The organism is Bradyrhizobium sp. BR14999, assembly GCF_056106085.1.
On record NZ_CM148536.1, the window covers coordinates 1,308,722 to 1,332,538 of the forward strand.

19 protein-coding genes are annotated in these 23,817 nt (G+C 65.3%); 13 read left to right on the plus strand and 6 right to left on the minus strand.

The annotated features are described in order from the left end of the window. Positions 1-74: 74 nt before the first annotated feature. The 4 genes from ACR9YP_RS06180 to ACR9YP_RS06195 form a co-directional block, all read right to left on the minus strand. Positions 75-605, minus strand: coding sequence for an N-acetyltransferase family protein (locus ACR9YP_RS06180; RefSeq protein ID WP_474219217.1), 531 nt, complete (start codon positions 603-605; stop codon positions 75-77). A 259-nt stretch (positions 606-864) separates the two neighbouring features. Further along, positions 865-1,656: a Bax inhibitor-1/YccA family protein gene (locus ACR9YP_RS06185; protein ID WP_025575992.1), complete on the minus strand. Its 792-nt coding sequence runs from the start codon at positions 1,654-1,656 to the stop codon at positions 865-867. A gap of 262 nt (positions 1,657-1,918) precedes the next feature. Then, positions 1,919-4,489 carry an ABC transporter permease gene (locus ACR9YP_RS06190; RefSeq protein WP_438103598.1) on the minus strand — a complete coding sequence of 857 codons (2,571 nt, stop codon included), beginning with the start codon at positions 4,487-4,489 and terminating at the stop codon, positions 1,919-1,921. Next, positions 4,486-5,208: an ABC transporter ATP-binding protein gene (locus ACR9YP_RS06195; RefSeq protein ID WP_474219219.1), complete on the minus strand. Its 723-nt coding sequence runs from the start codon at positions 5,206-5,208 to the stop codon at positions 4,486-4,488. The genes ACR9YP_RS06190 and ACR9YP_RS06195 overlap by 4 nt, the downstream gene beginning before the upstream one ends. 55 nt (positions 5,209-5,263) lie before the next feature. Between ACR9YP_RS06195 and ACR9YP_RS06200 the strand changes: the two genes are divergently transcribed. The 12 genes from ACR9YP_RS06200 to ACR9YP_RS06255 all read left to right on the plus strand — a co-directional run bounded on the left by ACR9YP_RS06200 (position 5,264) and on the right by ACR9YP_RS06255 (position 19,358). Then, positions 5,264-5,899 (plus strand): arylesterase, encoded by a 636-nt coding sequence (locus tag ACR9YP_RS06200; protein WP_438103596.1) that lies wholly within the window; start codon positions 5,264-5,266, stop codon positions 5,897-5,899. Between the two features lie 175 nt (positions 5,900-6,074). After that, a complete protein-coding gene (gene thpR, locus ACR9YP_RS06205; protein ID WP_091893084.1) occupies positions 6,075-6,611 on the plus strand; it encodes an RNA 2',3'-cyclic phosphodiesterase in 537 nt (178 codons plus the stop codon). A gap of 172 nt (positions 6,612-6,783) precedes the next feature. Beyond that, entirely contained in the window at positions 6,784-7,968 is a 1,185-nt protein-coding gene (gene zapE, locus ACR9YP_RS06210) for a cell division protein ZapE (protein ID WP_438103595.1), read from the plus strand. A 251-nt stretch (positions 7,969-8,219) separates the two neighbouring features. After that, a complete protein-coding gene (mdh, locus tag ACR9YP_RS06215; RefSeq protein WP_438103594.1) occupies positions 8,220-9,188 on the plus strand; it encodes a malate dehydrogenase in 969 nt (322 codons plus the stop codon). Between the two features lie 199 nt (positions 9,189-9,387). Then, complete coding sequence (gene sucC, locus ACR9YP_RS06220) at positions 9,388-10,584, plus strand: ADP-forming succinate--CoA ligase subunit beta (RefSeq protein WP_091893090.1); 1,197 nt, start codon at positions 9,388-9,390, stop codon at positions 10,582-10,584. A 4-nt stretch (positions 10,585-10,588) separates the two neighbouring features. Then, entirely contained in the window at positions 10,589-11,068 is a 480-nt protein-coding gene (locus ACR9YP_RS06225) for a DUF1579 family protein (protein ID WP_091893092.1), read from the plus strand. Between the two features lie 33 nt (positions 11,069-11,101). Continuing rightward, a complete protein-coding gene (gene sucD, locus ACR9YP_RS06230) occupies positions 11,102-11,986 on the plus strand; it encodes a succinate--CoA ligase subunit alpha (RefSeq protein WP_091893094.1) in 885 nt (294 codons plus the stop codon). A 136-nt stretch (positions 11,987-12,122) separates the two neighbouring features. Continuing rightward, positions 12,123-15,080: a 2-oxoglutarate dehydrogenase E1 component gene (locus ACR9YP_RS06235; RefSeq protein WP_091893096.1), complete on the plus strand. Its 2,958-nt coding sequence runs from the start codon at positions 12,123-12,125 to the stop codon at positions 15,078-15,080. Between the two features lie 200 nt (positions 15,081-15,280). Continuing rightward, on the plus strand, positions 15,281-16,522 hold the full coding sequence (odhB, locus tag ACR9YP_RS06240; RefSeq protein WP_438103593.1) for a 2-oxoglutarate dehydrogenase complex dihydrolipoyllysine-residue succinyltransferase: 1,242 nt from the start codon (positions 15,281-15,283) through the stop codon (positions 16,520-16,522). A 67-nt stretch (positions 16,523-16,589) separates the two neighbouring features. After that, positions 16,590-17,339, plus strand: coding sequence for an SDR family oxidoreductase (locus ACR9YP_RS06245; RefSeq protein ID WP_474219222.1), 750 nt, complete (start codon positions 16,590-16,592; stop codon positions 17,337-17,339). Between the two features lie 54 nt (positions 17,340-17,393). Next, on the plus strand, positions 17,394-18,794 hold the full coding sequence (gene lpdA / locus ACR9YP_RS06250) for a dihydrolipoyl dehydrogenase (protein WP_370990237.1): 1,401 nt from the start codon (positions 17,394-17,396) through the stop codon (positions 18,792-18,794). Between the two features lie 33 nt (positions 18,795-18,827). Further along, positions 18,828-19,358 (plus strand): hypothetical protein, encoded by a 531-nt coding sequence (locus ACR9YP_RS06255; RefSeq protein WP_370990236.1) that lies wholly within the window; start codon positions 18,828-18,830, stop codon positions 19,356-19,358. A 110-nt stretch (positions 19,359-19,468) separates the two neighbouring features. Here the strand turns inward: ACR9YP_RS06255 and ACR9YP_RS06260 are convergent, their stop codons facing one another. Both ACR9YP_RS06260 and ACR9YP_RS06265 read right to left on the minus strand, forming a co-directional pair. Next, entirely contained in the window at positions 19,469-20,059 is a 591-nt protein-coding gene (locus tag ACR9YP_RS06260; protein WP_128942448.1) for a DUF4337 domain-containing protein, read from the minus strand. A gap of 81 nt (positions 20,060-20,140) precedes the next feature. Beyond that, the gene (locus tag ACR9YP_RS06265; protein ID WP_091893108.1) at positions 20,141-21,106 is read right to left on the minus strand and encodes a tyrosine recombinase XerC; all 966 of its coding nucleotides are present in this window, start codon (positions 21,104-21,106) and stop codon (positions 20,141-20,143) included. Between the two features lie 111 nt (positions 21,107-21,217). Between ACR9YP_RS06265 and ACR9YP_RS06270 the strand changes: the two genes are divergently transcribed. Beyond that, a complete protein-coding gene (locus tag ACR9YP_RS06270; RefSeq protein ID WP_474219224.1) occupies positions 21,218-23,425 on the plus strand; it encodes a primosomal protein N' in 2,208 nt (735 codons plus the stop codon). The last annotated feature ends 392 nt before the right edge of the window (positions 23,426-23,817 follow it).

Here is a 23,817-nt window from a genome sequence, read left to right on the forward strand (position 1 = left end):
GATGAGCGAAGCGACATCCGGGACTTTGCTTGCACCGTTCCCGGGTATCGCTTCGCTCACCCGGGCTACGGCATCTATTTCCCCGGCACCGTGCTCGCGCCCTCGCCGAGATCCCGCTGCATCATCACCGTATCCAGCCAGCGGCCGAATTTCAGCCCGACATTGGGATGCGTGCCGATCATCTTGAAGCCGCTCTTGGTGTGAACGCCGATCGAGCCGGCATTGGCGGAATCGCCGATCACGGCGATCATCTGGCGGAAGCCACGCGCCTCGCATTCGGTGATCAGCCGCTCCAGCAGCAGCGAGCCGACACCGCGGCGGTGGAACGAGGGATCGAGATAGATCGAGTTCTCGACCGTGAAGCGATAGGCCGGCCGCGGCCGGTAGGCCCCGGCATAGGCATAGCCGGCCACGCGACGATCGAGGATGGCGACGAAATAGGGATAGCCGCCGTCGGTCAGCGCGCGATAGCGCCGCGTCATCTCGGCAAGGTCGGGCGGCTCCAGCTCGAACGTCGCGGTGCCCTCGCGGACGGCCTGCTGATAGATGGCGGTGATGGCGGGAAGGTCGGCCTCGGTGGTGGGCCTGATTTCAGGTGCGGACATGGCGGGAAGGATAGAGGCTTCCCGCGGCGGCTGGAAGGGGCTCCGCTGCTTCTCCGGCGTCATTGCGAGCCACCGGGTCCGCGCAACGCGCGGCCCGATGACAGGCTCCGCGAAGCAATCCAGAAATGCATCCGTGAAGGCACTCTGGATTGCTTCGTCGCAAGAGCTCCTCGCAATGACGGTGCCTGTGGGTACAGCCCGGCCCAAACAAAAACCCCGGCCCTTCGGCCGGGGTTCATGTCGTTCCCTCGTCCTGGCGTTAGTCGCGCTGGCCGAGGAGCTGCAGCAGCAGCGTGAACAGGTTGATGAAGTTCAGGTACAGCGACAGCGCGCCGGTGATGGCCGCACGCTCTGCGATGTCACCGCCGGCCGAGGCGTAGCCGTAGATGTAGTCGTTCTTCAGCCGCTGGGTATCCCAGGCGGTGAGGCCCGCGAACACCAGCACGCCGACCACCGATACGATGAACTGCAGCATTGAGCTCGCCAGGAACAGGTTCACGAGGCTCGCGATGATGATGCCGATCAGGCCCATGAACAGGAACGAGCCCATTCCGGTCAGGTCACGCTTGGTGGTGTAGCCGTAGAGGCTGAGCGCACCGAAGGTCGCCGCGGTGATGAAGAACACCCGCACGATCGAGGTGTGCGTGAACACCAGGAAGATCGACGACAGCGAGATGCCCATCAGTGCCGAGAACACCCAGAACAGGATCTGGGCGGTCGAGGGTGCCAGGCGGTTGATGCCCGCCGAGATCACGAACACCATCGCGAGCGGCGCCAGCATGAACAGCCACTTGAGCGGACTCACGAACATCGCGTAGCCGAACGGCGTCAGGAACAGCTTGCCGACACGGACGGCTTCCGGCGTCGGGACGTCCGTCACGGCGGCCATGTAGACGCCGAGCGCGGCAAGGCCCGTGATGGCCAGGCCGATGCTCATGTAATTGTAGATGCGCAGCATATAGGCGCGCAGGCCGGCATCGACCGTCGCGGCGTCAACACGCCCGGCGGCCCTGCCGAAAGGAGAAGCGTAGTTACGGTCTAGGTCCGACATGGTCGAATTCCCGTTGGTTGGTCCGGTCCGGCATGAGGGTCGCCACGCCGCCGGTTCGTCAGTTCTATCTCGGATACCGATCCCAGCCGACTAAATTTTGGCTCACAATCGGGGCTCCGAACCCACTCGATATGTGGGAAACTAACACATTCGCTGCAACCGTCCACGCGCGGCCGAATGTCGCCCTCGGCCACAATCCTGACGGGCGGACGTGGTTAATCGCAGGAATCGTGCGATTCCGCTCCCGCGCCGCTACCTTTTGTCACAAATTCCGCAACACCGTCGCGGGCTTTTTGTTCAACGCGAGCAGCGTGCCGGCGAGCCCGAGCCCGACTGTGACGACGAGCGCGGCCGCGACCACGCCGGCGGCGCTGCCGGCCTGCCAAACGAAACTCAGCGTCATCAGCCGCGTCACGATCATCCAGGCCGCGATGCTGCCGGCGATCACGCCGAACATTGCGGTGGCGAGCCCGATCAGGAGGTATTCGAGCGCATAGGCGCCGAGCAGCCGCAGCCGCGTCGCGCCCAGCGTCTTCAGGATCACCGCATCATAGACCCGGTGGCGATGGCCGGCGGCGAGCGCCCCGCCGAGCACCAGGATCGCCGAGATCAGGGTCACCGCACTGGCGCCGCGGATCGCGAGCGCCAGGTTGGTCACCACCGAGCCGACCGTCTCCATCACCTCGCGCACGCGCACGCTCGTCACCATCGGATAGGCGTCGGCTACCTGCTTGATGATCTTGCCGTCGCCCGCAGCGTTGCTGCCGGCTTCGGTCAGCGTTGCGATATGGGTATGCGGCGCGCCCTTGAAGGCGTTCGGCGAGAAGACGAGGACGAAATTGATGCCGAGCCCCTGCCAGTCGATGGTGCGCAGATTGCCGATTCTAGCCGGGATGTCACGGCCAAGCACGTTGACCACGATCTCGTCGCCGAGCTTGAGGCCGAGTCCGTCGGCGATCTTCTTTTCGATCGAGACCAGCGGCGGCCCGGAATAGTCGGCGCTCCACCATTCGCCCTCGACCACCTTGGACCCCTTCGGCAGCTCGCCGGTGTAGGTCAGGCCACGGTCGCTTTGCAGCACCCATTCGGAATCGGTCGAGGGCTTGAGCTCCTCGGCGCGCAACCCGCGCGCGCCGACGATGCGGCCGCGCAGCATCGGCACGTCCTCGACCTTGGCGCCGGGGGCAATCTGGCGCAGATAGAGGTCGAACTGCTCGGCTTGCGCGCTCGGGATGTCGATGAAGAAGAACGATGGCGCCTGCTCGGGAAGCGACGCCAGGAACTGGCGGCGCAGATTGCCGTCGATCTGGGTGATGGTGACCAGCACGGCGAGCCCGAGCCCCAGCGACAGCACGACGGACGGCGTCAGCGCGCCCGGCCGGTGGATGTTGGCGATAGCCAGCCGCAGCATCGGCAGCCGCGTCCGCGGCAGGTGCCGTGCGATGGTCATCAGCAGCGCGGCGATGCCGCGCAGCAGGGCGAACACGACGACGGAGGAGGCGACGAACACCACGGCGATGCGCTTGTCGAAGGACAGGCCGATCACGACGGCGACGAGCAGGACGATCACGACGCCCATGAACACCAGATAGCCTAAGCGCGGCCGGTGCCATTCCGAGCTGATGGTGTCGCGAAACAGCGCGGCCACCGGCACGTCGTGGACGCGGCCGAGCGGCCGCAGGCCGAAAGCCAATGCGGTGAGCAGGCCATAGACGAAGGACAGCGCTAGCTCGTCGGCATGCACGGCCGGCACCACCGGCAGCGGCAACAGCTTGCCGAACAGGCCGACGATGGCGAAGGGCATCGCGGCGCCGAGCGCAAGGCCGATCACCGAGCCGATCGCGGCGAGCAGGATGACCTGCGCGAGATAGATGCCGAACACGTCGCGGCCGGTGGCGCCGACGGCCTTGAAAGCCGCGATCACCTCGAGCCGGCGGTCGATATGGCTCTTGACGGCATTGGCGACGCCGACGCCGCCGACCAGCAGCGCGGCGAGGCCGACCAGCGTCAGGAACTGAGTGAAACGGTTGATGTTGCGCTCGAGCTGCGGCGAGGCGTTGGAGCGGCTGCGGATCTCCCAACCGGCCTGCGGCGCCGCGTTGCGCGCATCAGTGATAAAGGTTTCGGTGGCGCGTTCGCTGTTGGCGGCGTCAGGCAGCTTCACCCGGTAGACCCAGCGCACCAGGCTGCCGGGCTGGATCAGGCCGGTGGCGCGCAGGCCCGCCTGGCTGATCAGGAAGCGCGGGCCGAAGCCGATGCCGCCGGCGAGCTTGTCGGGTTCGGCCTCGACGGTGCTGCGGATCTGGAACGTCGCCGAGCCGATGGTGACGCGATCGCCGGTCTTGAGCGAGAGCCGCGCCAGCAGCGTCGGATCGGCGGCGGCGCCAAACGCGCCGTCATGCTCGGCGAGGAGATCGGACATCGGCAGCGGCGGCGCCAGTTTCAGCTGGCCGAGCATCGGATAGCTGTCGTCGACCGCCTTCATCTCGACCAGCGCGAGCTTGCCATCAGTCGAGCGCGCCATGCCGCGCAAGGTCGCGGCGGTCGACACGGTGCCGCGCGAGCGCAGGAAGGCGACCTCTTCCGGCTTGGCCTCGCGCTGGAACAGCACGAACGAGACGTCGCCGCCGAGCAGCGTGCGGCCTTCGCGCGCAAGACCGTCGGAGAGGCTCGCCGAGACCGAGCCGACGCCGGCGATCGCCATCACGCCGAGCGCGATGCAGGCGATGAAGACGTAGAAGCCGCGCAGGCCTCCGCGCAATTCGCGCAGCGCGTAGCGCAGTGACAGCGCGACGGCACCAGGCCTCGCGAACGATTCGGCAGCCGTGCTCATGCGGGCGCGGACTGCGTGTCGATGCGCCCGGAGCGCAGGCGGATGACGCGATCGCAGCGATGCGCGAGCGAGGAATCGTGCGTGACCAGCACCAAGGTCATGCCGCGCTCGGCATGCTTGCTAAACAGGAGATCGATGATCTGCTTTCCGGTTGTCTCATCCAGATTGCCAGTCGGCTCGTCGGCGACGAGGATCGCCGGATCGGGCGCCAGCGCGCGCGCCAGCGCAACGCGCTGCTGCTCGCCGCCGGAGAGTTGCGTCGGATAGTGATGCAGGCGATCGCCGAGCCCGACCGATTGTAGCTCCTGCGCCGCGCGCGTTGCGGCATCGGGATTGCCGGCGAGCTCGAGCGGCACGGCGACGTTCTCAAGCGCCGTCATGGTCGGGATCAGATGGAAGGACTGAAAGACGATGCCGACCTGGCGGCCGCGGAAGCGGGCCAGCGCATCCTCATCGAGGGCATTGAAAGGCGTGCCGTTGACCACCACCTCTCCGCTATCAGGACGCTCCAGCCCCGCCATCACCATCAGCAGCGTGGATTTGCCCGAGCCTGACGGGCCGATCAGGCCGATCGTCTCGCTCCGGCCCACGCGCAGGCTGATATCCTTGAGGATGTGAACGCGTGCCGCGCCCGTGCCCAATGAGAGATTGACGTTGGAGATGGCGATGGTGTCCGCCGTGGTGGCGGCGAGCGAAGAGGTTTCGATGCGACTGTCCATGGTCCGGTCATATGGCAACTCCGCTGGCGCGGTCGAGAGGCGTTACGGATTGTTCATGCACATAGCCGTGTTGATGTTCGCTTTGATGACGGCCATCACGACGGCCTCGGCGCAGGGGCAGAAGCCGATCAAGCTTGTCGTTCTCGGCGATTCCCTGAGCGCCGGTCTCGGCCTGCCGGCCCAGGACGCATTCCCCCAAAAGCTCCAAAAGGCCTTGCAGACCAAGGGCATAGCGGTCGACATGATCAATGCCGGGGTGTCCGGCGACACATCCTCCGGCGGCCGCGACCGGCTCGATTGGTCGGTGCCTGAAGGAACCGAGGCCGTCATCGTCGAGCTCGGCGCCAACGACGCGTTGCGCGGCATCGATCCCGATTTGACGCGCGCCGCGCTGAGCGACATCGTTCAGCGGCTCAAGGCGCGCAAGATCGCGGTGCTGCTGTGCGGCATGCTGGCGCCGCCGAATTACGGCGCCGATTACGCCGCGCGCTTCAATTCGATTTATCCGGAGCTGGCGAAAAAATTCGACGTGCCGCTCTATCCGTTCTTCCTCGATGCCGTCGCAGCCGACGTCAAGCTCAACCAGGCCGACGGCATTCATCCGACCGCGGCCGGCGTCGACATCATCGTCGAAAGGATGATGCCCACCGTCGAGGCATTCCTTGGCACGATCGCTGAGCAACGGCGTTGAAAAGCAGGCAGCGCTAACCGTAATTCCCAGGGTTTTATCGGGGTGAGGCGGGCTAAGCTTCGCAGAGTCACACAACTGCGATAGGAATCAGGGTAGCGGTGATTCGTCGCCGGCTCTAATTTGGTTATGGTCCTGCTTCCCAGGGGCTGTACCCAAGCATCGGGAGTGCGAAACGATGCCGCGTTTGTTCACTGGTCTGGAAATTCCGGCCGAGATCGGCCAGTCGCTTTCCAACTTGAGGGGTGGCCTTCCCGGCGCCCGCTGGATCGATCCCGAAAATTATCACGTCACCTTGCGCTTCATCGGCGATATCGACGGTGTCTCCGCCAACGAGATCGCCTCGATGCTGTTTCGCGTCGACCGCAAGCCGTTCGAGGTGAAGGTGCAGGGCCTCACGAGTTTTGGCGGCCGCAAACCGCGGGCAGTCGTTGCGACGATCGCGCCGAGCAAGCCGCTGATGGAATTGCAGGCCGAGCTCGAACGCATGATGCAGCGGATCGGTCTCGATCCTGAAGGCCGCAAGTTCATCCCGCATGTCACGCTGGCCCGGCTGCACGACGCATCCGATCGCGACGTCGCCGACTATCTCTCGCTGCGCGGCTACTTCCCGAGCAAGGCGTTCATGGCGGAGCGCTTTGTTCTGTTCTCGTCCCGCGCTTCAACCGGCGGCGGCCCGTATGTCGTCGAGGACGCTTACGAGCTGTGCGCGTAGCTCGCTCTCGTGCCCCGGCCGTAGAGCCGGGGCCCAGCGCTCAGCGATGAACGAAATTTGGCGATGAACGAAACGGTGGGTCCCGGATCAGCGCGTCCGGGACACGAATCCGCATACCCCATCCACCAATTCACGGCTTGCAATTTCCGCCGGTCTCTGGCGGTAAGGGGCCATGCTCACGACCCCAAGTTCCCCGTTCAGCGAAGCCTATCAGGCCGAGATCGCGTCCGGCGCGATCGAGCCCGATGCCGCGCAGGCCGAAGTCGCCGAGGCCTATGCGGCGCTCGACCTGCGGCTCGCGACTTACAAGCCGCAGCGCAAGCAGGGCCTGCTCAGCCGCCTGTTCAGCAGTGACAAGGACGAGGCGCCGCGCGGGCTCTACATCCATGGCGAGGTCGGTCGCGGCAAGACCATGCTGATGGACCTGTTCTTCCAGTACAGTACCGTCGAGCACAAGCGCCGCGCGCATTTCCACGAGTTCATGGCGGAAGCGCATGAGCGCATCTATGACTATCGCCAGGGCATCGCGCGCGGCGAGATCGCCGACGGCGACGTCATCGCGCTGACCGCGAACGCGATCTTCGAAGAGAGCTGGCTGCTCTGCTTCGACGAATTCCATGTCACCGACATCGCGGACGCGATGATCCTCGGCCGTCTGTTCGCAAAGCTGTTCGAGCTCGGCACCGTCGTGGTCGCGACCTCCAACGTCGCGCCCGACGATCTCTATAAGGGCGGCCTGAACCGGTCGCTGTTCCTGCCTTTCATCAAGCAGATCACCGACCACATGGATGTCGCGCGGCTCGATGCGCGTACCGACTTCCGCCTGGAGAAGCTTCAGGGCGTGCCGATGTGGCTGACGCCGGCCGACGTTGATGCGCATGCCGCGCTCGACCGCGCCTGGTCGAAGATGAGCGGCGGCGCCCGATGCAAGCCGCACGACATTTCGATCAAAGGCCGCATCCTGCACGTGCCGTGCTCGGCCCATGGTGTGGCGCGGTTCTCGTTCGCCGATCTCTGCGAGAAGCCGCTTGGGGCATCGGACTACCTCAGGCTCGCGCACGACTATCACACCATCCTGGTCGACCATATTCCAGTGATGGACTTCTCCCAGCGCAACGCCGCCAAGCGCTTCATCACGCTGATCGACACGCTCTATGACAATGCGGTGAAGTTGATGGCCTCGGCCGATGCCAATCCGATCTCGCTGTACCTCGCCACCGAAGGCAACGAGGCCAACGAGTTCAAGCGGACCGCGTCACGCCTGATCGAGATGAGCTCGGAATCCTATCTGGCGCTGCCCCACGGCCGCAAGGATTCCACCGCCAGCGGCTCGACCAAGGGCCTGGTGGAGACTTAAGTCCTATTTGCCAGCGCTGTCATTCCGGGGCGCGCGTTAGCGCGACCCCGGAATCCATCGCGCCACCAACTCTGCAGCTCAATGGATTCCAGGCCTGCGCCTGTCGGCGCATCCCGGAATGACGGACCGGGTATGGCTGCTATCGCGGCAAGCCCGACAAATGGGCATCCACCGACTTGAACGGGGGAGACGAAAGGGATAACCACCCGTCTCAGTTTTCCCCTCCTTACGTGTCTAAAGGACAGGTTCACATGGCGCGCGACAAGATTGGTTTGATTGGCTCCGGCCAGATCGGCGGAACGCTGGCTCACCTCATCGGCCTGAAAGAATTGGGCGACGTCGTGATGTTCGACATCGCCGAGGGCGTGCCGCAGGGCAAGGCGCTCGACATCGCGCAGTCCTCGCCGGTCGACGGCTTTGACGCGCACTACAGCGGCGCGAACTCCTACGAAGCGCTCGACAACGCAAAAGTCTGCATCGTCACCGCCGGCGTGCCGCGCAAGCCCGGCATGAGCCGCGACGACCTCCTCTCCATCAACCTCAAGGTCATGGAGCAGGTCGGTGCCGGCATCAAGAAGTACGCCCCCGACGCTTTCGTCATCTGCATCACCAACCCGCTCGACGCGATGGTGTGGGCGCTTCAGAAGGCCTCGGGCCTGCCGCACAAGAAAGTCGTCGGCATGGCCGGCGTGCTGGATTCGGCGCGCTTCCGCTACTTCCTGGCCGACGAGTTCAACGTCTCGGTCGAGGACGTCACCGCCTTCGTGCTCGGCGGCCATGGCGACACCATGGTGCCGCTGGTGAAGTACTCCACCGTCGCCGGCATCCCGCTGCCCGACCTCGTCAAGATGGGCTGGACCTCGCAGGCGCGTCTCGATGAGATCGTCGACCGCACCCGCAACGGCGGCGCCGAGATCGTCAACCTGCTCAAGACCGGCTCGGCCTTCTATGCGCCGGCGGCGTCCGCGATCGCGATGGCCGAGAGCTATCTGCGGGACAAGAAGCGCGTGCTGCCCTGCGCCGCCTACCTCAACGGCGAGTACAGTGTGAAGGACATGTATGTCGGCGTGCCCGTCGTGATCGGCTCCAAGGGCGTCGAGCGCGTGGTCGAGATCGAGCTCGCCGGCAAGGACCGCGAGGCCTTCGACAAGTCGGTAGGCGCCGTGCAGGGCCTGGTCGACGCCTGCAAGAAGATCGCCCCCGATCTTCTCGGCCGCTAATCGCCAGCAATTCCCGCCGAAGCCCGAAAACCGGTCTTCGGCGGTTTCATTTCCGGGGCCCGGGTGTCCGGGCGGGCTCCGGACCAGAGATCTCGAAGTCAAAGAATCCGGGTTGCAGTTCCTGTGGTATATGGTATGCCAGCCACAAGACTGAGGTGGGCCCTTGAGGTCACCGCCCGCGGGTTCAGGGAGCGACCATATGAATATCCATGAGTACCAGGCCAAAGCGCTGCTGAGCGAGTTCGGCGTGCCGATTTCCAAGGGCGTGCCTGTCCTTAAGCCCGCTGACGCGGAAGCCGCCGCCAAGGCGCTGCCGGGTCCGGTCTGGGTGGTGAAGAGCCAGATCCACGCCGGCGGCCGCGGCAAGGGCAAGTTCAAGGAAGCCTCGGCCGGCGATAAGGGCGGCGTCCGCATCGCCAAGTCGGCCGCCGAGGTCTCCGAATTCGCCAAGCAGATGCTGGGCGCCACGCTCGTGACCGTGCAGACCGGTCCCGCCGGCAAGCAGGTCAACCGCCTCTACATCGAGGACGGCTCCGACATCGACAAGGAATTCTACCTCTCGATCCTGGTCGACCGCGAGACCTCGCGCGTCTCCTTCGTCGTCTCGACCGAGGGCGGCGTCAACATCGAGGAGGTCGCGCACAACACGCCTGAGAAGATCGTGACCTTCTCGGTCGATCCCGCGACCGGCGTCATGGGCCATCACGGCCGCACGGTTGCGAAGGCGCTGAACCTGTCAGGTGATCTCGCCAAGCAGGCCGAGAAGCTCACCGCGCAGCTCTACGCCGCCTTCGTCGCCAAGGACATGTCGATGCTGGAGATCAACCCGCTGGTCGTGACCAAGCAGGGTCAGCTCCGCGTGCTCGACGCCAAGGTCTCGTTCGACGACAACGCGCTGTTCCGTCACCCCGAGGTGCTCGCGCTGCGCGACGAGACCGAGGAAGACGCCAAGGAAATCGAGGCGTCGAAATACGATCTCAACTACGTCACGCTCGACGGCAATATCGGCTGCATGGTCAACGGCGCCGGTCTTGCCATGGCGACGATGGACATCATCAAGCTCTACGGCATGTCGCCGGCCAACTTCCTCGACGTCGGTGGCAGCGCCAGCAAGGAAAAGGTTGCGGCCGCCTTCAAGATCATCACCGCGGATCCCAACGTGAAGGGCATCCTGGTCAACATCTTCGGTGGCATCATGAAGTGCGACGTGATCGCCGAGGGCGTCACCGCCGCCGTGCGCGAGGTCGGCCTCAGCGTCCCGCTGGTGGTCCGCCTCGAAGGCACCAATGTCGAGCTCGGCAAGAAGATCATCCGTGAATCCGGCCTGAACGTGGTGCCGGCCGACAATCTCGACGACGCCGCGCAGAAGATCGTGAAGGCCGTCAAGGGAGGCTAAGGCCATGGCCCAGGACCATCTCGCCGCATCATCTCCGCTCCCCGAGCACACGCGCCTCGCCGCGTTCGCCGGCGAATGGAATGGCGAAGAGATGGTCTTTCCGTCGCGTTGGACGGAGGGCGGACCGGCCACCTCGCACGTCGTCGCGCGCATGGACCTCAACGGGTTCTATCTGATCCAGGACTCGGTCCAGATGCGCGACGGCAAGCAGATCTTCGCCACCCACGGCATCTTCACCTACGACCGCGACGATCGGACCTACAAATTGTTCTGGTACGACTCGCTCGGCTACACGCCGCCCTCGCCCGCCTCCGGCGGCTGGGTCGGCAAGACCCTGACGCTGGTGCGCGGCTCGCTCCGCGGCAATGCGCGCCACGTCTACGAGATCATCGACGACAATTCCTATTCGTTGAAGATCCAGTTCTCGCCGGACGCGGAAGGCTGGGCCGACGTGCTCACCGGCGTCTACCGCCGCATCCACTGACCTCTCACTCGTTAGTTCGCGAAAGCAGATCTCATGTCCATCCTGATCGACAAGAACACCAAGGTCATCTGCCAGGGCTTTACCGGCAAGAACGGCACCTTCCACTCGGAGGCCGCGCTTGCCTATGGCACCAAGATGGTCGGCGGCACCTCGCCGGGCAAAGGCGGCGCGACCCATCTGGGCCTGCCGGTGTTCGACACCGTGCGCGAGGCGCGTGAGAAGACCGGCGCCGATGCGTCGGTGATCTACGTGCCGCCGCCGGGTGCGGCGGACGCGATCTGCGAAGCCATCGATGCCGAGATCCCGCTGATCGTCTGCATCACCGAGGGCATTCCGGTCGTCGACATGGTGCGCGTGAAGCGCTCGCTGATCGGCTCCAAGTCGCGCCTGATCGGGCCGAACTGCCCGGGCGTCATGACCGCCGGCGAGTGCAAGATTGGCATCATGCCGGCCAACATCTTCAAGACCGGCAGCGTCGGCATCGTCTCCCGCTCCGGCACGCTGACCTATGAAGCCGTGTTCCAGACCTCCCAGGAAGGCCTCGGCCAGACCACCGCGGTCGGCATCGGCGGCGACCCGGTCAAGGGCACCGAGTTCATCGACGTGCTGGAGATGCTGCTCGCCGACCCCAAGACCGAATCGATCATCATGATCGGCGAGATCGGCGGTTCCGCCGAGGAAGACGCCGCCCAGTTCCTCAAGGACGAGGCCAAGCGCGGCCGCAAGAAGCCGATGGTCGGCTTCATCGCCGGTGTCACGGCACCTCCCGGCCGCCGCATGGGCCATGCCGGCGCGATCATCTCGGGCGGCAAGGGCGATGCCGGTTCCAAGACCGAAGCGATGAAATCGGCCGGAATCACCGTCTCTCCGTCGCCCGCGCGCCTCGGACATACGCTTGCCGAAAAGTTGAAAGGCTAATTCACTTCTTCGTGCTTTTCCGGGCGAAGTTTCGCAGCAAATAGGGTAAAGGGTGCCTGTCGCGCCGAGCCTCTGCCGGGAGCTCGGCGCCAGCGCCGTTTGTTATGCGCGAACCGAAATCGCCAGGAACTCCAGTATGTCTCGCCAGGACGCGAACGCAGCCTTTGCCCTCTCATCCTTTTTGCAGGGCACCAACGCCACCTACATCGACGAAATCTACGCCCGCTACGAGAAGGATCCGTCCTCGGTCGACGCCGAATGGCGGGAGTTCTTCAAGAGCCTGAACGACCAGCCCGGTGACATCAGCAAGAACGCCGAAGGCCCGTCCTGGGAGCGCGCCAACTGGCCGCTGACCCCACAGGACGACCTCACCTCGGCCCTCGACGGCAATTGGGCCGAAGTCGAGAAGGCGGTCGGCGGCAAGATCGCCGCCAAGGCGCAGGCCAAGGGGGCCGGCCTCTCGTCCGCCGACCTGCTCCAGGCCACGCGCGACTCCGTCCGCGCGCTGATGCTGATCCGCTCCTACCGCATGCGCGGTCATTTCCACGCCAAGCTCGATCCGCTCGGCATCGAAGCCCCGCGCAACCGCGAAGAGCTCGACCCGCGCACCTACGGCTTCAGCGAAGCCGATTTCGACCGCAAGATCTTCCTCGATCACGTGCTCGGTCTCGAATACGGCACCCTGCGCGAGATCACCGCGATCTGCGAGCGCACCTACTGTCAGACGCTCGGCGTCGAGTTCATGCATATCAGCAATGCCGCGCAGAAGGCCTGGATCCAGGAGCGCATCGAGGGGCCGGACAAGGAGATCTCGTTCACCCGCGAAGGTCGCAGAGCCATCCTGATGAAGCTGATCGAGACCGAAGGCTTCGAAAAATTCTGCGACACCAAGTTCACCGGCACCAAGCGCTTCGGTCTCGACGGCGGTGAATCGCTGATTCCCGCGCTGGAGCAGATCATCAAGCGCGGCGGCAATCTCGGCGTGAAGGAGATCGTGCTCGGCATGCCGCATCGCGGCCGCCTCAACGTGCTGACCCAGGTGATGGGCAAGTCGCACCGCGCGCTGTTTCACGAGTTCAAGGGCGGCTCCGCCAACCCGGAGGACGTCGAAGGCTCCGGCGACGTCAAGTATCACCTCGGCGCTTCCTCGGACCGCGAGTTCGACGGCAACCGCATCCATCTGTCGCTGACTGCGAACCCCTCGCATCTCGAGATCGTCGATCCCGTCGTGCTCGGCAAGGTCCGCGCCAAGCAGGACCAACACGGCGATCCGCCGGACATGCGCATCTCCGTCATGCCGCTGCTGATGCACGGCGACGCGGCGTTCGCCGGCCAGGGCGTGGTCGCGGAGTGCTTCGGCCTGTCCGACCTGAAGGGCTACCGCACCGGCGGCTCGGTGCACTTCATCGTCAACAACCAGATCGGCTTCACCACCTATCCGCGCTACTCGCGCTCCTCGCCCTATCCGTCTGACGTGGCGAAGATGATCGACGCGCCGATCTTCCACGTGAACGGCGACGATCCGGAAGCCGTCGTGTTCGCGGCCAAGGTTGCCACCGAGTTCCGGCAGAAGTTCCACAAGCCCGTCGTCATCGACATGTTCTGCTACCGCAGGCATGGCCATAACGAGGGCGACGAGCCGGCCTTCACCCAGCCGGTGATGTACAAGAGGATCGCGGCCCATCCCTCGACGCTGGAGCTCTACTCGCGGCGTCTGGTCAGCGAAGGCGTGATCACCGAGGGCGAGGTCGACAAGGCCAAGGCCGATTGGCGCGCGCGGCTCGATGCCGAGTTCGAGGCCGGCACGTCCTACAAGCCGAACAAGGCCGACTGGCTCGACGGCAAATGGGCGGGCTTCAAGATCGCCGATCAGGAGGAGGATGCGCGGCGCGGCGTCACCGGCGTCGATCTCCCGATCCTCAAGGACATCGGCCGCAAGATCACCAAGGTGCCGGACGGCTTCCGCGTCCACCGCACCATCCAGCGCTTCCTGGAAAACCGCGCCAAGGCGATCGACAGCGGCAATGGTATCGACTGGGCGACCGGCGAGGCGCTGGCGTTCTGCACGCTACTCCATGAAAACCATCACGTCCGTCTGTCGGGACAGGATTCGGAGCGCGGCACCTTCTCGCAGCGTCACTCGGTCCTGATCGACCAGGAGGACGAGAGCCGCTACACGCCGTTCAACCATCTCGGCAGCGAGCAGGGCCATTACGAGGTCATCAACTCGCTGCTGTCGGAAGAGGCCGTGCTCGGCTTCGAATACGGCTATTCGCTCGCCGAGCCGAACACGCTCACGCTGTGGGAAGCCCAGTTCGGCGACTTCGCCAACGGCGCGCAGGTCGTGTTCGACCAGTTCATCTCCTCGGGCGAACGCAAATGGCTGCGCATGTCCGGCCTCGTCTGCCTCTTGCCGCACGGCTATGAGGGCCAGGGACCGGAGCACTCCTCGGCGCGTCTCGAGCGTTACTTGCAGATGTGTGCGGAAGACAACATGCAGGTGGTCTACCCGACCACGCCGGCGAACTACTTCCATGTGCTGCGGCGCCAACTCCACCGCGAGATCCGCAAGCCGCTGATCATGATGACGCCGAAGTCGCTGCTGCGTCACAAGCGGGCGGTGTCGCGTCTCGAAGAGCTCGCGAAGGGCACGAGCTTCCACCGCATCCTCTATGATGACGCCCAGATGCAGCCGAACGAGGCGAGCAAGCTCGTCCCGGACGAGAAGATCCGCCGTATCGTGCTCTGCTCCGGCAAGGTCTATTACGACCTCTACGAGGAGCGCGAGAAGCGCGGCATCGACGACATCTATCTGATGCGCGTCGAGCAGCTCTATCCGGTGCCGCTGAAGGCGCTGGTGGTCGAGCTGTCCCGCTTCAAGAAGGCGGAAGTGGTGTGGTGCCAGGAAGAGCCCCGCAACATGGGTGCTTGGCACTTCATCGAGCCCTATCTGGAATGGGTGCTGAACCAGGTGCACGGCGCGAGCCGGCGTCCGCGTTATGTCGGACGCGCCGCTTCCGCCGCGACCGCCACGGGTCTGATGTCCAAGCATCAGGCGCAGCTGAAGGCGTTCCTGGACGAAGCACTGAGCTAGGCAATTTTAGACTGAATCATGCCCCGCCTTGTGCGCAGTTGCGTAACTAGGGCGGGGCATCCAGTACTCTGCGGCGTTCGTTCTGATCACCAACGTCGCGGCGTACTGGATCGTTCGCCCCCGTGCGGAATTGCGCACAAGGCGGGCGATGACACCCGAGAATTCATGACCGCATTGGCGATCCCCTTAAGGAAGAGACCATGACTGAAATTCGAGTGCCGACGCTCGGCGAATCCGTCACCGAGGCCACCATCGGCCGCTGGTTCAAGAAGGCCGGCGATCCCGTCGCCGTCGACGAGCCCTTGGTGGAGCTCGAGACCGACAAGGTCACCATCGAAGTCCCGGCGCCCTCCGCAGGCACGCTGAGTGAGATCATCGCCGCCGATGGCGTGACCGTCGCGGTCGGTGCGCTGCTCGGCCAGATCACGGAAGGCGCGGGTGCTGCAAAGCCCGCTGCTGCTCCCGCGAAGCCCGCCGCTGCTCCGGCTCCCGCTGCAGCCGCTGCTGCACCGGCCCCGGCCGCGAAGGCGCCGCCGGCCGATGCGCCGCTGGCCCCGTCGGTGCGCAAGCTGTCGGCCGAGACCGGCATCGACGCCTCAACCGTTCCGGGCTCCGGCAAGGACGGCCGCGTCACCAAGGGCGACATGCTCGCCGCGATCGAGCGTGCGGCGTCCGCGCCGACCCCGGTCAACCAGCCCGCCGCCGCCGTTCAGGTCCGCGCGCCGTCGCCGGCCGATGACGCCGCCCGCGAAGAGCGCGTCAAGATGACCCGCCTGCGCCAGACCATCGCGCGCCGGCTCAAGGACGTGCAGAATACCGCGGCCATGCTCACGACCTTCAACGAGGTCGATATGACCAACGTCATGGCGCTGCGTGCCCACTACAAGGACGCATTCGAGAAGAAGCATGGCGCTAAGCTTGGCTTCATGGGCTTCTTCACCAAGGCCGTCGTGCAGGCGCTGAAGGACATCCCGGCCGTCAACGCCGAGATCGACGGCAGCGACCTGATCTACAAGAACTATTACCACGTCGGCGTTGCCGTCGGCACCGACAAGGGCCTTGTCGTCCCCGTGGTGCGCGACTGCGACCACAAGTCGATTTCCGACATCGAGAAGAGCATCGCTGATTTCGGTCGCCGCGCCCGCGACGGCCAGCTCAAGATCGACGAGATGCAGGGCGGCACCTTCACCATCACCAATGGCGGCATCTACGGCTCGCTGATGTCGACCCCGATCCTGAACGCGCCGCAGTCCGGCATTTTGGGCATGCACAAGATCCAGGAGCGGCCGATGGTCGTCGGCGGCAAGATCGAGGTCCGCCCGATGATGTACCTCGCGCTGTCCTACGATCATCGCGTGATCGACGGCAAGGAAGCCGTGACCTTCCTGGTCCGCGTCAAGGAGAGCCTGGAAGATCCGGCGCGCCTGGTGCTGGACCTCTGATCCCTGATGCTCTGCGAGCGCCGTCGCAACGAAACGCGACGGCGCATGTCGAACCATGGAGGCGCGCATGACGGATAAAGTCGTTGTCATCACCGGCGGCAGCCGCGGCATCGGGCGGGCGACTGCGCTTGCGGCGGCCGCGCGCGGCTTCCGCGTCGTGGTCGGCTACGCCAGCAACAAGCAGGCTGCGGACGAGGTCGTGGCCGCGATCGAAGCTAGGAACGGCAAGGCCATCGCGGTGAAATGCGATGTCGCGGAGGAAAGCGACATCCTCGAACTGTTCAAGCAAGCCGACAAGTTCGGCACGCTGGGCGCGCTCGTCAACAATGGCGGCATCGTCGGCAAGAGCGGCGTGCGCGTCGACGAGATGTCGGCCGAGCGCATCCAGCGCGTGATGGCGGTGAACGTCACCGGCTCCATCCTCTGCGCGCGCGAGGCGGTGAAGCGGATGTCGACCAAGCATGGCGGCAAAGGCGGCGTCATCGTCAACCTGTCGTCGGTCGCGGCCAAGCTCGGCTCACCCAATACCTATGTCGATTATGCGGCCTCCAAGGGCGCGATCAATTCCTTCACCATTGGGCTCGGCTATGAGGTTGCGGGCGAAGGCATCCGCGTCGCAGGCATCCGCCCGGGCCTGATCGATACCGACATCCACGCCGCCGGCGGTGAGCCTGACCGCGCCCACCGTCTGGCCCATCTGGTGCCGATGAAGCGCGTCGGCACCGCCGACGAAATCGCCAACGCCATCGTCTGGCTGATCTCGGACGAGGCCTCCTACGTCACCTCAGCCATTCTCGATGTGTCCGGCGGACGCTGACGCGCCGCGCGGACGCTGACACATCCTCACGCTAAACCTACGGGACTTTCTCTCATGGCTACCTACGATCTCGTCGTCATCGGCACCGGACCGGGCGGATATGTCTGCGCGGTGCGCGCAGCCCAGCTCGGCATGAAAGTCGCCGTGGTCGAAAAGAACGCCACGCTCGGCGGCACCTGCCTCAATGTCGGTTGCATGCCGTCGAAGGCGCTGCTGCACGCGTCCGAAATGTTCGAGGAAGCCGGCCATTCGTTCGCCAAGATGGGCGTCAGCGTTTCCGCGCCGAAGCTCGATTTGCCCTCGATGATGAATTTCAAGCAGCAGGGCATCGACGGCAACGTCAAGGGCGTCGAGTTCCTGATGAAGAAGAACAAGATCGACGTGCTCAAGGGCACCGGCAAGATCTTGGGCACCGGCAAGGTCGGAGTCTCCGCCGACGGCAAGGCACAGATGGTCGAGACCAAGAACATCGTGATCGCAACCGGCTCGGACATCGCGCGTCTTAAGGGTATCGAGATCGACGAGAAGCGCATCGTCTCCTCGACCGGCGCGCTGTCGCTGGAGAAGGTGCCCGGCAGATTGCTGGTCATTGGTGCCGGCGTGATCGGGCTCGAACTGGGCTCTGTGTGGCGCCGGCTCGGATCCGAGGTCATGGTGGTCGAATTCCTCGATCGCATTCTGCCCGGCATGGACGGCGAGGTCGCACGGCAATTCCAGCGGATGCTCGAAAAGCAGGGATTTGCATTCAAGCTGGGTTCGAAGGTCACCGGCGTCGAAGCCAACAGCAAGGCGTTGCTCGCGAAAATCGAACCGGCTGCCGGCGGTGCCGCCGAGACCATTGAAGCCGACGTCGTTCTGGTCTGCATCGGCCGCACGCCCTACACCGACGGGCTCGGTCTGAAGGAGGCCGGCGTCGCGCTCGACGCGCGCGGCCGGGTCCAGATCGATCCGCATTTCGCCACCAGCCTGAAGGGCGTCTACGCCATCGGCGACGTCGTCGCAGGACCCATGCTCGCGCACAAGGCCGAGGATGAGGGCGTGGCGGTCGCCGAGATCATCGCCGGGCAAGCCGGCCACGTGAACTACGATGTCATTCCCGGCGTCGTGTATACCACGCCGGAAGTGTCCTCCGTCGGCAAGACCGAGGAGGAACTCAAGCAAGCCGGCGTCGCCTATACCGTCGGGAAGTTTCCCTTTACCGCCAACGGCCGTTCCAAGGTCAATCAGACCACCGACGGTTTTGTGAAGATTCTCGCAGATGCGAAGACCGATCGCGTGCTCGGCGTGCACATTATTGGCCGCGAAGCCGGCGAAATGATCCATGAAGCCTGCGTTCTCATGGAATTTGGCGGCAGTGCGGAGGATCTCGCCCGCACCTGCCACGCGCATCCGACCCGCTCGGAAGCGGTCAAGGAAGCCGCGCTTGCAGTCGGCAAGCGGGCCATCCATATGTAGCCACGGCCCGAGCCGAATCGGGCGGGACAACACATGCTGCGCCGCCTTCTTCAACCGGTCTGGGTCCTGCTTGCGATCGTCTTCCTGATCGAAGCCTGGCTGTGGGACCATCTCGAGCCGATCGTTGCAAAAGCCGTCGCAGCCATCCCGCTCGCGCGCTTCAAGCAATGGCTGACGGAGCGCGTCGATGCGCTGTCGCCGGCCATGACGCTGATCGTGTTCGCGGTCCCCATCATCCCGCTGTTTCCGCTCAAGCTGGTCGGCCTGTGGCTGCTCGCGCACGAATACTGGACCAGCGCGGTGTTCACGATCGTGTTCGCGAAGATGCTCGGCGTCGGCGTCACCGCCTTCGTATTCGACGTGACGCGCGACAAGCTTCTGGAGATGCACTGGTTCGAGCGGATCTATGAGCTCGTGCTGAAAGTGCGCGCCAAGGCCGCCGAGCTGGTCGATCCGATCAAGCGGCGCATCCGCGAGCTGATCACCGGCAACGGGGAGGGGTGGTCGTCACGGACGCTCCGCCTGATCCAGCGTTTCAGGAAGAGCGTGCACGAGGCGCGGTGACTCTCACCACGATGGCGTCGCGTAGCCCGGATGGAGCGCAAGCGTAATCCGGGACGGTCGCCCCGCATTCCGCTGCGCTCCATGCGGGCTACAAGCGCAGCCTCAGCCCCTCAATGCAAATGCAAGAGATGCGGCCACCACAGGCCGAGCGCAGTCATGATCAGGCCTGCGAGCGTCAGCACGCCGCTGACATAAGCGAGCGCGAACATGCCGGTGATGATGGTGGCTGACGCCAGCACGATGCCGATCTGGAACGCGGCCGAGGCCAGCTCGAAGTGATGGTACTTCGCGGTCGCCTCGTCGCGTTCGTGCTCGGCATGCTTGGCCTTCTCGGCGAGCTGCTCGGTGCCTTCGCCGGTCTCGGGCTCGGAGCGGTAGCGCTGCGCGGTCTTGGTCCAGTCGTCGACCTGTTTCTGCACCGTCGCCTTCATGGCGTCGTCGGTCGTGCCACCCAGCGTCAGCTTGCCCTGCTCGGCCGCGGTCGCCACCACGGTGCGGCGGATGCTCTTGGCCTGAAAGAACGCCCAGAGATTGGCGGCCTCGACGTTCTTGCTGATCGATTCGGTCTGGGCGCCCTTGCCGAGCGTCTCCGAGATCGCCAGGAACAGCGCCAGAACCGCGATCAGGAGCGCGATCTTCTTGTTCGAGCCGGACGCGTGTTCGGCGTGCTCGGCATGCTCCATGCTTTCATGTGCGCTCATATGTCCTCCTGCTCGGTTCCGCAACGATTGACCGAACCGCGTGCGCCGCGCAAGAGGCACGCGCGTTATGACATCAGTGTGTCACCGCCGCGGATGCGCGCTCGCATAGACTTCGAGCAGCCGCTCGGAATCGATGCCGGTATAGACCTGCGTGGTCGAGAGCGAGGAATGGCCGAGCAGTTCCTGGATGGCGCGTAAGTCGCCGCCGCGCGAGAGCAGATGCGTGGCGAAGGAATGGCGGAGCGCGTGCGGGGTGGCGCTGTCGGGCAGGCCGAGTGCGCCGCGCAGCCGTTCCATCGCGAGCTGGATGATGCGCGGGCTCAAGGGCCCTCCGCGCGCGCCGACGAAGATCGGCCCCTCGGCGGGCAGGGGATACGGGCACATCGCAACGTACTCTTGCACGAGCTCGAGCACGTTCTGCAGCACCGGCACCATGCGGGTCTTGTTGCCTTTGCCTGTCACGACGAGCACGTCGCCTTCGCCCGGACGCGGCACCTCGCGGCGCTTCAGACCGAGCGCCTCGGAGATGCGCAGGCCCGAGCCGTACAAGAGCGCCATCACCGCAGCATCGCGTGCCAAAATCCACGTCTCGCGTTCCTCGCCGGCGCGTTCGTCGGCATCGGCAAGCCGTTTGGCCGACGCCATCGGCAGCGGCTTGGGCAGGCTTTTCGCGACTTTTGGCGCGCGGATTGCGGAGAGCGCGCCGACCTTGCCCTTGCCTTCGCGCTCGAGAAAGCGGCCGAACGAGCGCAGGCCCGCCAGCGCGCGCATCAGCGAGCGGCCGGCAATGTCATCGGCCCGGCGCATCGCCATGAAGGCGCGCACGTCAGTGGCCTCCAGCGCAGCGAAGCGCGCCAGCGTGACGCGCTCGCCCCAATGAGAGCAGAGAAAATCCAGGCATTGCCGCAAGTCGCGGCCATAGGCCTCCAGCGTCTTCGGCGACAGCCGCCGCTCGGCGCCGAGATGCGACAGCCAGCGCGCCATCTCCTGCGCGATCGAGGGATCGGCGCTGGCGAGCTCGATGGGTGGGGCGGCCGCTTTGCTCATGCGCTCTGGACGTGGTGATTCCGCACAGTATATCGCATCACACTCGTTTATCGTTCGCTAAGGCCGCCCCACGGCGCTAGCCTCGAGGCCCCAGGTTCCGATTCTCCACCCATGGATCACACACCGCGCAGCCCCGCCACCGCCAACGCGACCCGCATGGTCGACGTGCTGGTGCCGGTCGCGCTCGACCAGACCTATTCCTACAAGGTGCCGCGCGGCATGGAGCTGAAGGCCGGCGATCTCGTCGGCGTGCCGCTCGGCCCGCGCGAGGTGCTGGCCGTGGTCTGGGCCGAAAACGCCAATCCCGATCCGCGCCTGCACAACCGTCTCAAGGAGGTCAGCGAAAAGCTCGACATCCCGGCTTTGAAGCCGGAGCTGCGCTCGGTCGTCGACTGGGTCGCCAATTACACGCTGAGCCCGCGCGGCATGGTGCTGCGCATGTGCCTGCGTATGGGCGAGAATCTCGGCCCGGAGCGGGCGCGCCCCGGCGTGCGCCTGGTCGGCGATCCCCCGAGGCGGCTGACGCCGGCGCGGCAGCGGCTGATCGCGGTGCTGGCGGACCGGCTGCTGCACGGCAAGTCCGAAGCCGCCAACGAGGCGGGCGTCTCGGCCGGCGTGATCGACGGCCTGGTCGACGAAGGCACGCTCACGGTCGAACCGATGCCGCCGCCGCCGCCGCCGCCCGCACCCGATCCGGATTTTGGCCGGCCGGATTTCACACCGCTCCAGCGCGCCGCGGTCGATACGATGCGCGCGCTCGCCGCCAACGGCACCTTCCACGTCGCGCTGCTCGACGGCGTCACCGGCTCGGGCAAGACCGAGGTCTATTTCGAGGCGGTCGCGGAAGCCATTCGTCGTGGCAGACAGTCGCTGATCCTGATGCCGGAGATCGCGCTCACCGGCCAATTCCTCGACCGCTTCGCGCAGCGCTTCGGCGTGCGGCCGATCGAATGGCATTCGGAGCTGACGCCGCGCACCCGCGCGCGCAATTGGGCGGCGATCTCCGCAGGCAGCGCGCCGGTCGTGGTCGGCGCGCGCTCGGCGCTGTTTCTGCCTTACGCCAATCTCGGCCTCATCGTCGTCGATGAGGAGCACGACCAGGCCTACAAGCAGGATGACGGCGTGCATTACCACGCCCGCGACATGGCGGTGGTGCGCGCGCATATCGCCAAAATTCCGGTCGTGCTGGCCTCCGCGACGCCGTCGGTCGAGTCCGAGGTCAATGCGCGCAAGAACCGCTACCAGCGCATCGCGCTGCCCTCGCGCTTCGGCGGCCAGCACATGCCGCATATCGAGGCGATCGATCTGCGCCGCGAGCCGCCCGCGCGCGGCCGCTTCATCTCGCCGCGGCTTGCGGGCGAGATCAAGATCGCAATCGAGCGGCGCGAGCAGGCGCTGTTGTTCCTCAATCGCCGCGGCTATGCGCCGCTGACGCTGTGCCGTGCCTGCGGCCATCGCTTCGCCTGCACCATCTGCGATGCCTGGCTGGTCGATCATCGCTTTCGTCAGCGCCTGGTCTGCCATCACTGCGGCTTCTCGATGCCGCGTCCGCACATCTGTCCGAACTGTTCGGCGGAAGAATCGCTTGTGGCGGTCGGGCCCGGCGTCGAGCGCTTGCAGGAGGAGGCGGCCGCGCTATTTCCGGACGCGCGCACCATGGTGCTGTCGAGCGATCTCATCACCTCGATCGAGACGATGCGCAGCGAGCTCGCCGAGATCGCGGAGGGGCGTGTCGACATCATCATCGGCACGCAGCTAGTGGCAAAAGGCCACAACTTCCCGCGACTCAATCTGGTCGGCGTGGTCGATGCGGATCTCGGCCTCTCCAACGGCGACCCGCGCGCGGCGGAACGTACCTGGCAATTGCTCAACCAGGTGATCGGCCGCGCCGGGCGCGAGCAGGGCCGCGGCGTCGGCTATCTCCAGACCCACCAGCCCGATCATCCCGTGATGAAGGCGCTGATCGCCTGCGACCGCGAGGCCTTTTACGACAGCGAGATCGACCTGCGCGAACGCACGCTCTATCCGCCGTTCGGCCGGCTCGCGAGCCTGATCATCTCCGCGGGCGACCGCCCGAGCGCGGAAGGTTTCGGCCGCCGGCTGGTGGCGCTGGCGCCGCGCGACGAGCGCGTGGTGGTGCTGGGGCCTGCGGAAGCGCCGCTCGCGGTCATCAAGGGCCGCTACCGCTTCCGCATCCTGGTGAAATCGGCCCGCGGCTTCGATCTGTCGGACTATTTGCGCAACTGGCTCGCCGTGTGCCCGAAGCCGAAGGGCAATCTGAAGCTCGAAGTGGATGTCGATCCGCAGAGCTTTTTATAGTCCTCGCGCTTTCGTAGGGTGGGCAAAGCGTGCGTCTTCGTTCGGAGAACGAAGGCGCAGGCGTGCCCACCAGGGGGTCTCGATTGCGGCAACGGAATTGGTGGGCACGCTCCCGCCGCCGCTCTGCGAGCGCCGGCGAATGCTTTGCCCACCCTACGGCTGCTTTAGGGTGGGCACACTCTCTCCACGTCATTGCGAGCCAACGGGTCCGCGCGAAGCGCGGCCCGATGACAGGCTCCGCGAAGCAATCCAGACTGTCTCCGCAGAGGCGCTCTGGATTGCTTCGTCGCAAGGGCTCCTCGCAATGACGGCGGAGGCCAACAAAAAAAGCCCGCGGTCCCCCAAGACCACGGGCTTGTTTCAGGCGCGCATCAAACTGATGAAAACTGCGC

What these genes read in the sequence shown, in the direction of transcription:
- odhB (WP_438103593.1), top strand. Translation starts at nt 15,281, where the DNA reads ATGACTGAAATTCGAGTGCCGACGCTCGGCGAATCCGTCACCGAGGCC.
- sucC (WP_091893090.1), top strand. Translation starts at nt 9,388, where the DNA reads ATGAATATCCATGAGTACCAGGCCAAAGCGCTGCTGAGCGAGTTCGGC.
- ACR9YP_RS06190 (WP_438103598.1), bottom strand. Translation starts at nt 4,489, where the DNA reads ATGAGCACGGCTGCCGAATCGTTCGCGAGGCCTGGTGCCGTCGCGCTG.
- zapE (WP_438103595.1), top strand. Translation starts at nt 6,784, where the DNA reads ATGCTCACGACCCCAAGTTCCCCGTTCAGCGAAGCCTATCAGGCCGAG.
- ACR9YP_RS06265 (WP_091893108.1), bottom strand. Translation starts at nt 21,106, where the DNA reads ATGAGCAAAGCGGCCGCCCCACCCATCGAGCTCGCCAGCGCCGATCCC.
- ACR9YP_RS06200 (WP_438103596.1), top strand. Translation starts at nt 5,264, where the DNA reads ATGCACATAGCCGTGTTGATGTTCGCTTTGATGACGGCCATCACGACG.
- ACR9YP_RS06255 (WP_370990236.1), top strand. Translation starts at nt 18,828, where the DNA reads ATGCTGCGCCGCCTTCTTCAACCGGTCTGGGTCCTGCTTGCGATCGTC.
- sucD (WP_091893094.1), top strand. Translation starts at nt 11,102, where the DNA reads ATGTCCATCCTGATCGACAAGAACACCAAGGTCATCTGCCAGGGCTTT.
- lpdA (WP_370990237.1), top strand. Translation starts at nt 17,394, where the DNA reads ATGGCTACCTACGATCTCGTCGTCATCGGCACCGGACCGGGCGGATAT.
- ACR9YP_RS06225 (WP_091893092.1), top strand. Translation starts at nt 10,589, where the DNA reads ATGGCCCAGGACCATCTCGCCGCATCATCTCCGCTCCCCGAGCACACG.
- ACR9YP_RS06180 (WP_474219217.1), bottom strand. Translation starts at nt 605, where the DNA reads ATGTCCGCACCTGAAATCAGGCCCACCACCGAGGCCGACCTTCCCGCC.
- thpR (WP_091893084.1), top strand. Translation starts at nt 6,075, where the DNA reads ATGCCGCGTTTGTTCACTGGTCTGGAAATTCCGGCCGAGATCGGCCAG.
- ACR9YP_RS06185 (WP_025575992.1), bottom strand. Translation starts at nt 1,656, where the DNA reads ATGTCGGACCTAGACCGTAACTACGCTTCTCCTTTCGGCAGGGCCGCC.
- ACR9YP_RS06195 (WP_474219219.1), bottom strand. Translation starts at nt 5,208, where the DNA reads ATGGACAGTCGCATCGAAACCTCTTCGCTCGCCGCCACCACGGCGGAC.
- ACR9YP_RS06245 (WP_474219222.1), top strand. Translation starts at nt 16,590, where the DNA reads ATGACGGATAAAGTCGTTGTCATCACCGGCGGCAGCCGCGGCATCGGG.
- mdh (WP_438103594.1), top strand. Translation starts at nt 8,220, where the DNA reads ATGGCGCGCGACAAGATTGGTTTGATTGGCTCCGGCCAGATCGGCGGA.
- ACR9YP_RS06260 (WP_128942448.1), bottom strand. Translation starts at nt 20,059, where the DNA reads ATGAGCGCACATGAAAGCATGGAGCATGCCGAGCACGCCGAACACGCG.
- ACR9YP_RS06235 (WP_091893096.1), top strand. Translation starts at nt 12,123, where the DNA reads ATGTCTCGCCAGGACGCGAACGCAGCCTTTGCCCTCTCATCCTTTTTG.
- ACR9YP_RS06270 (WP_474219224.1), top strand. Translation starts at nt 21,218, where the DNA reads ATGGATCACACACCGCGCAGCCCCGCCACCGCCAACGCGACCCGCATG.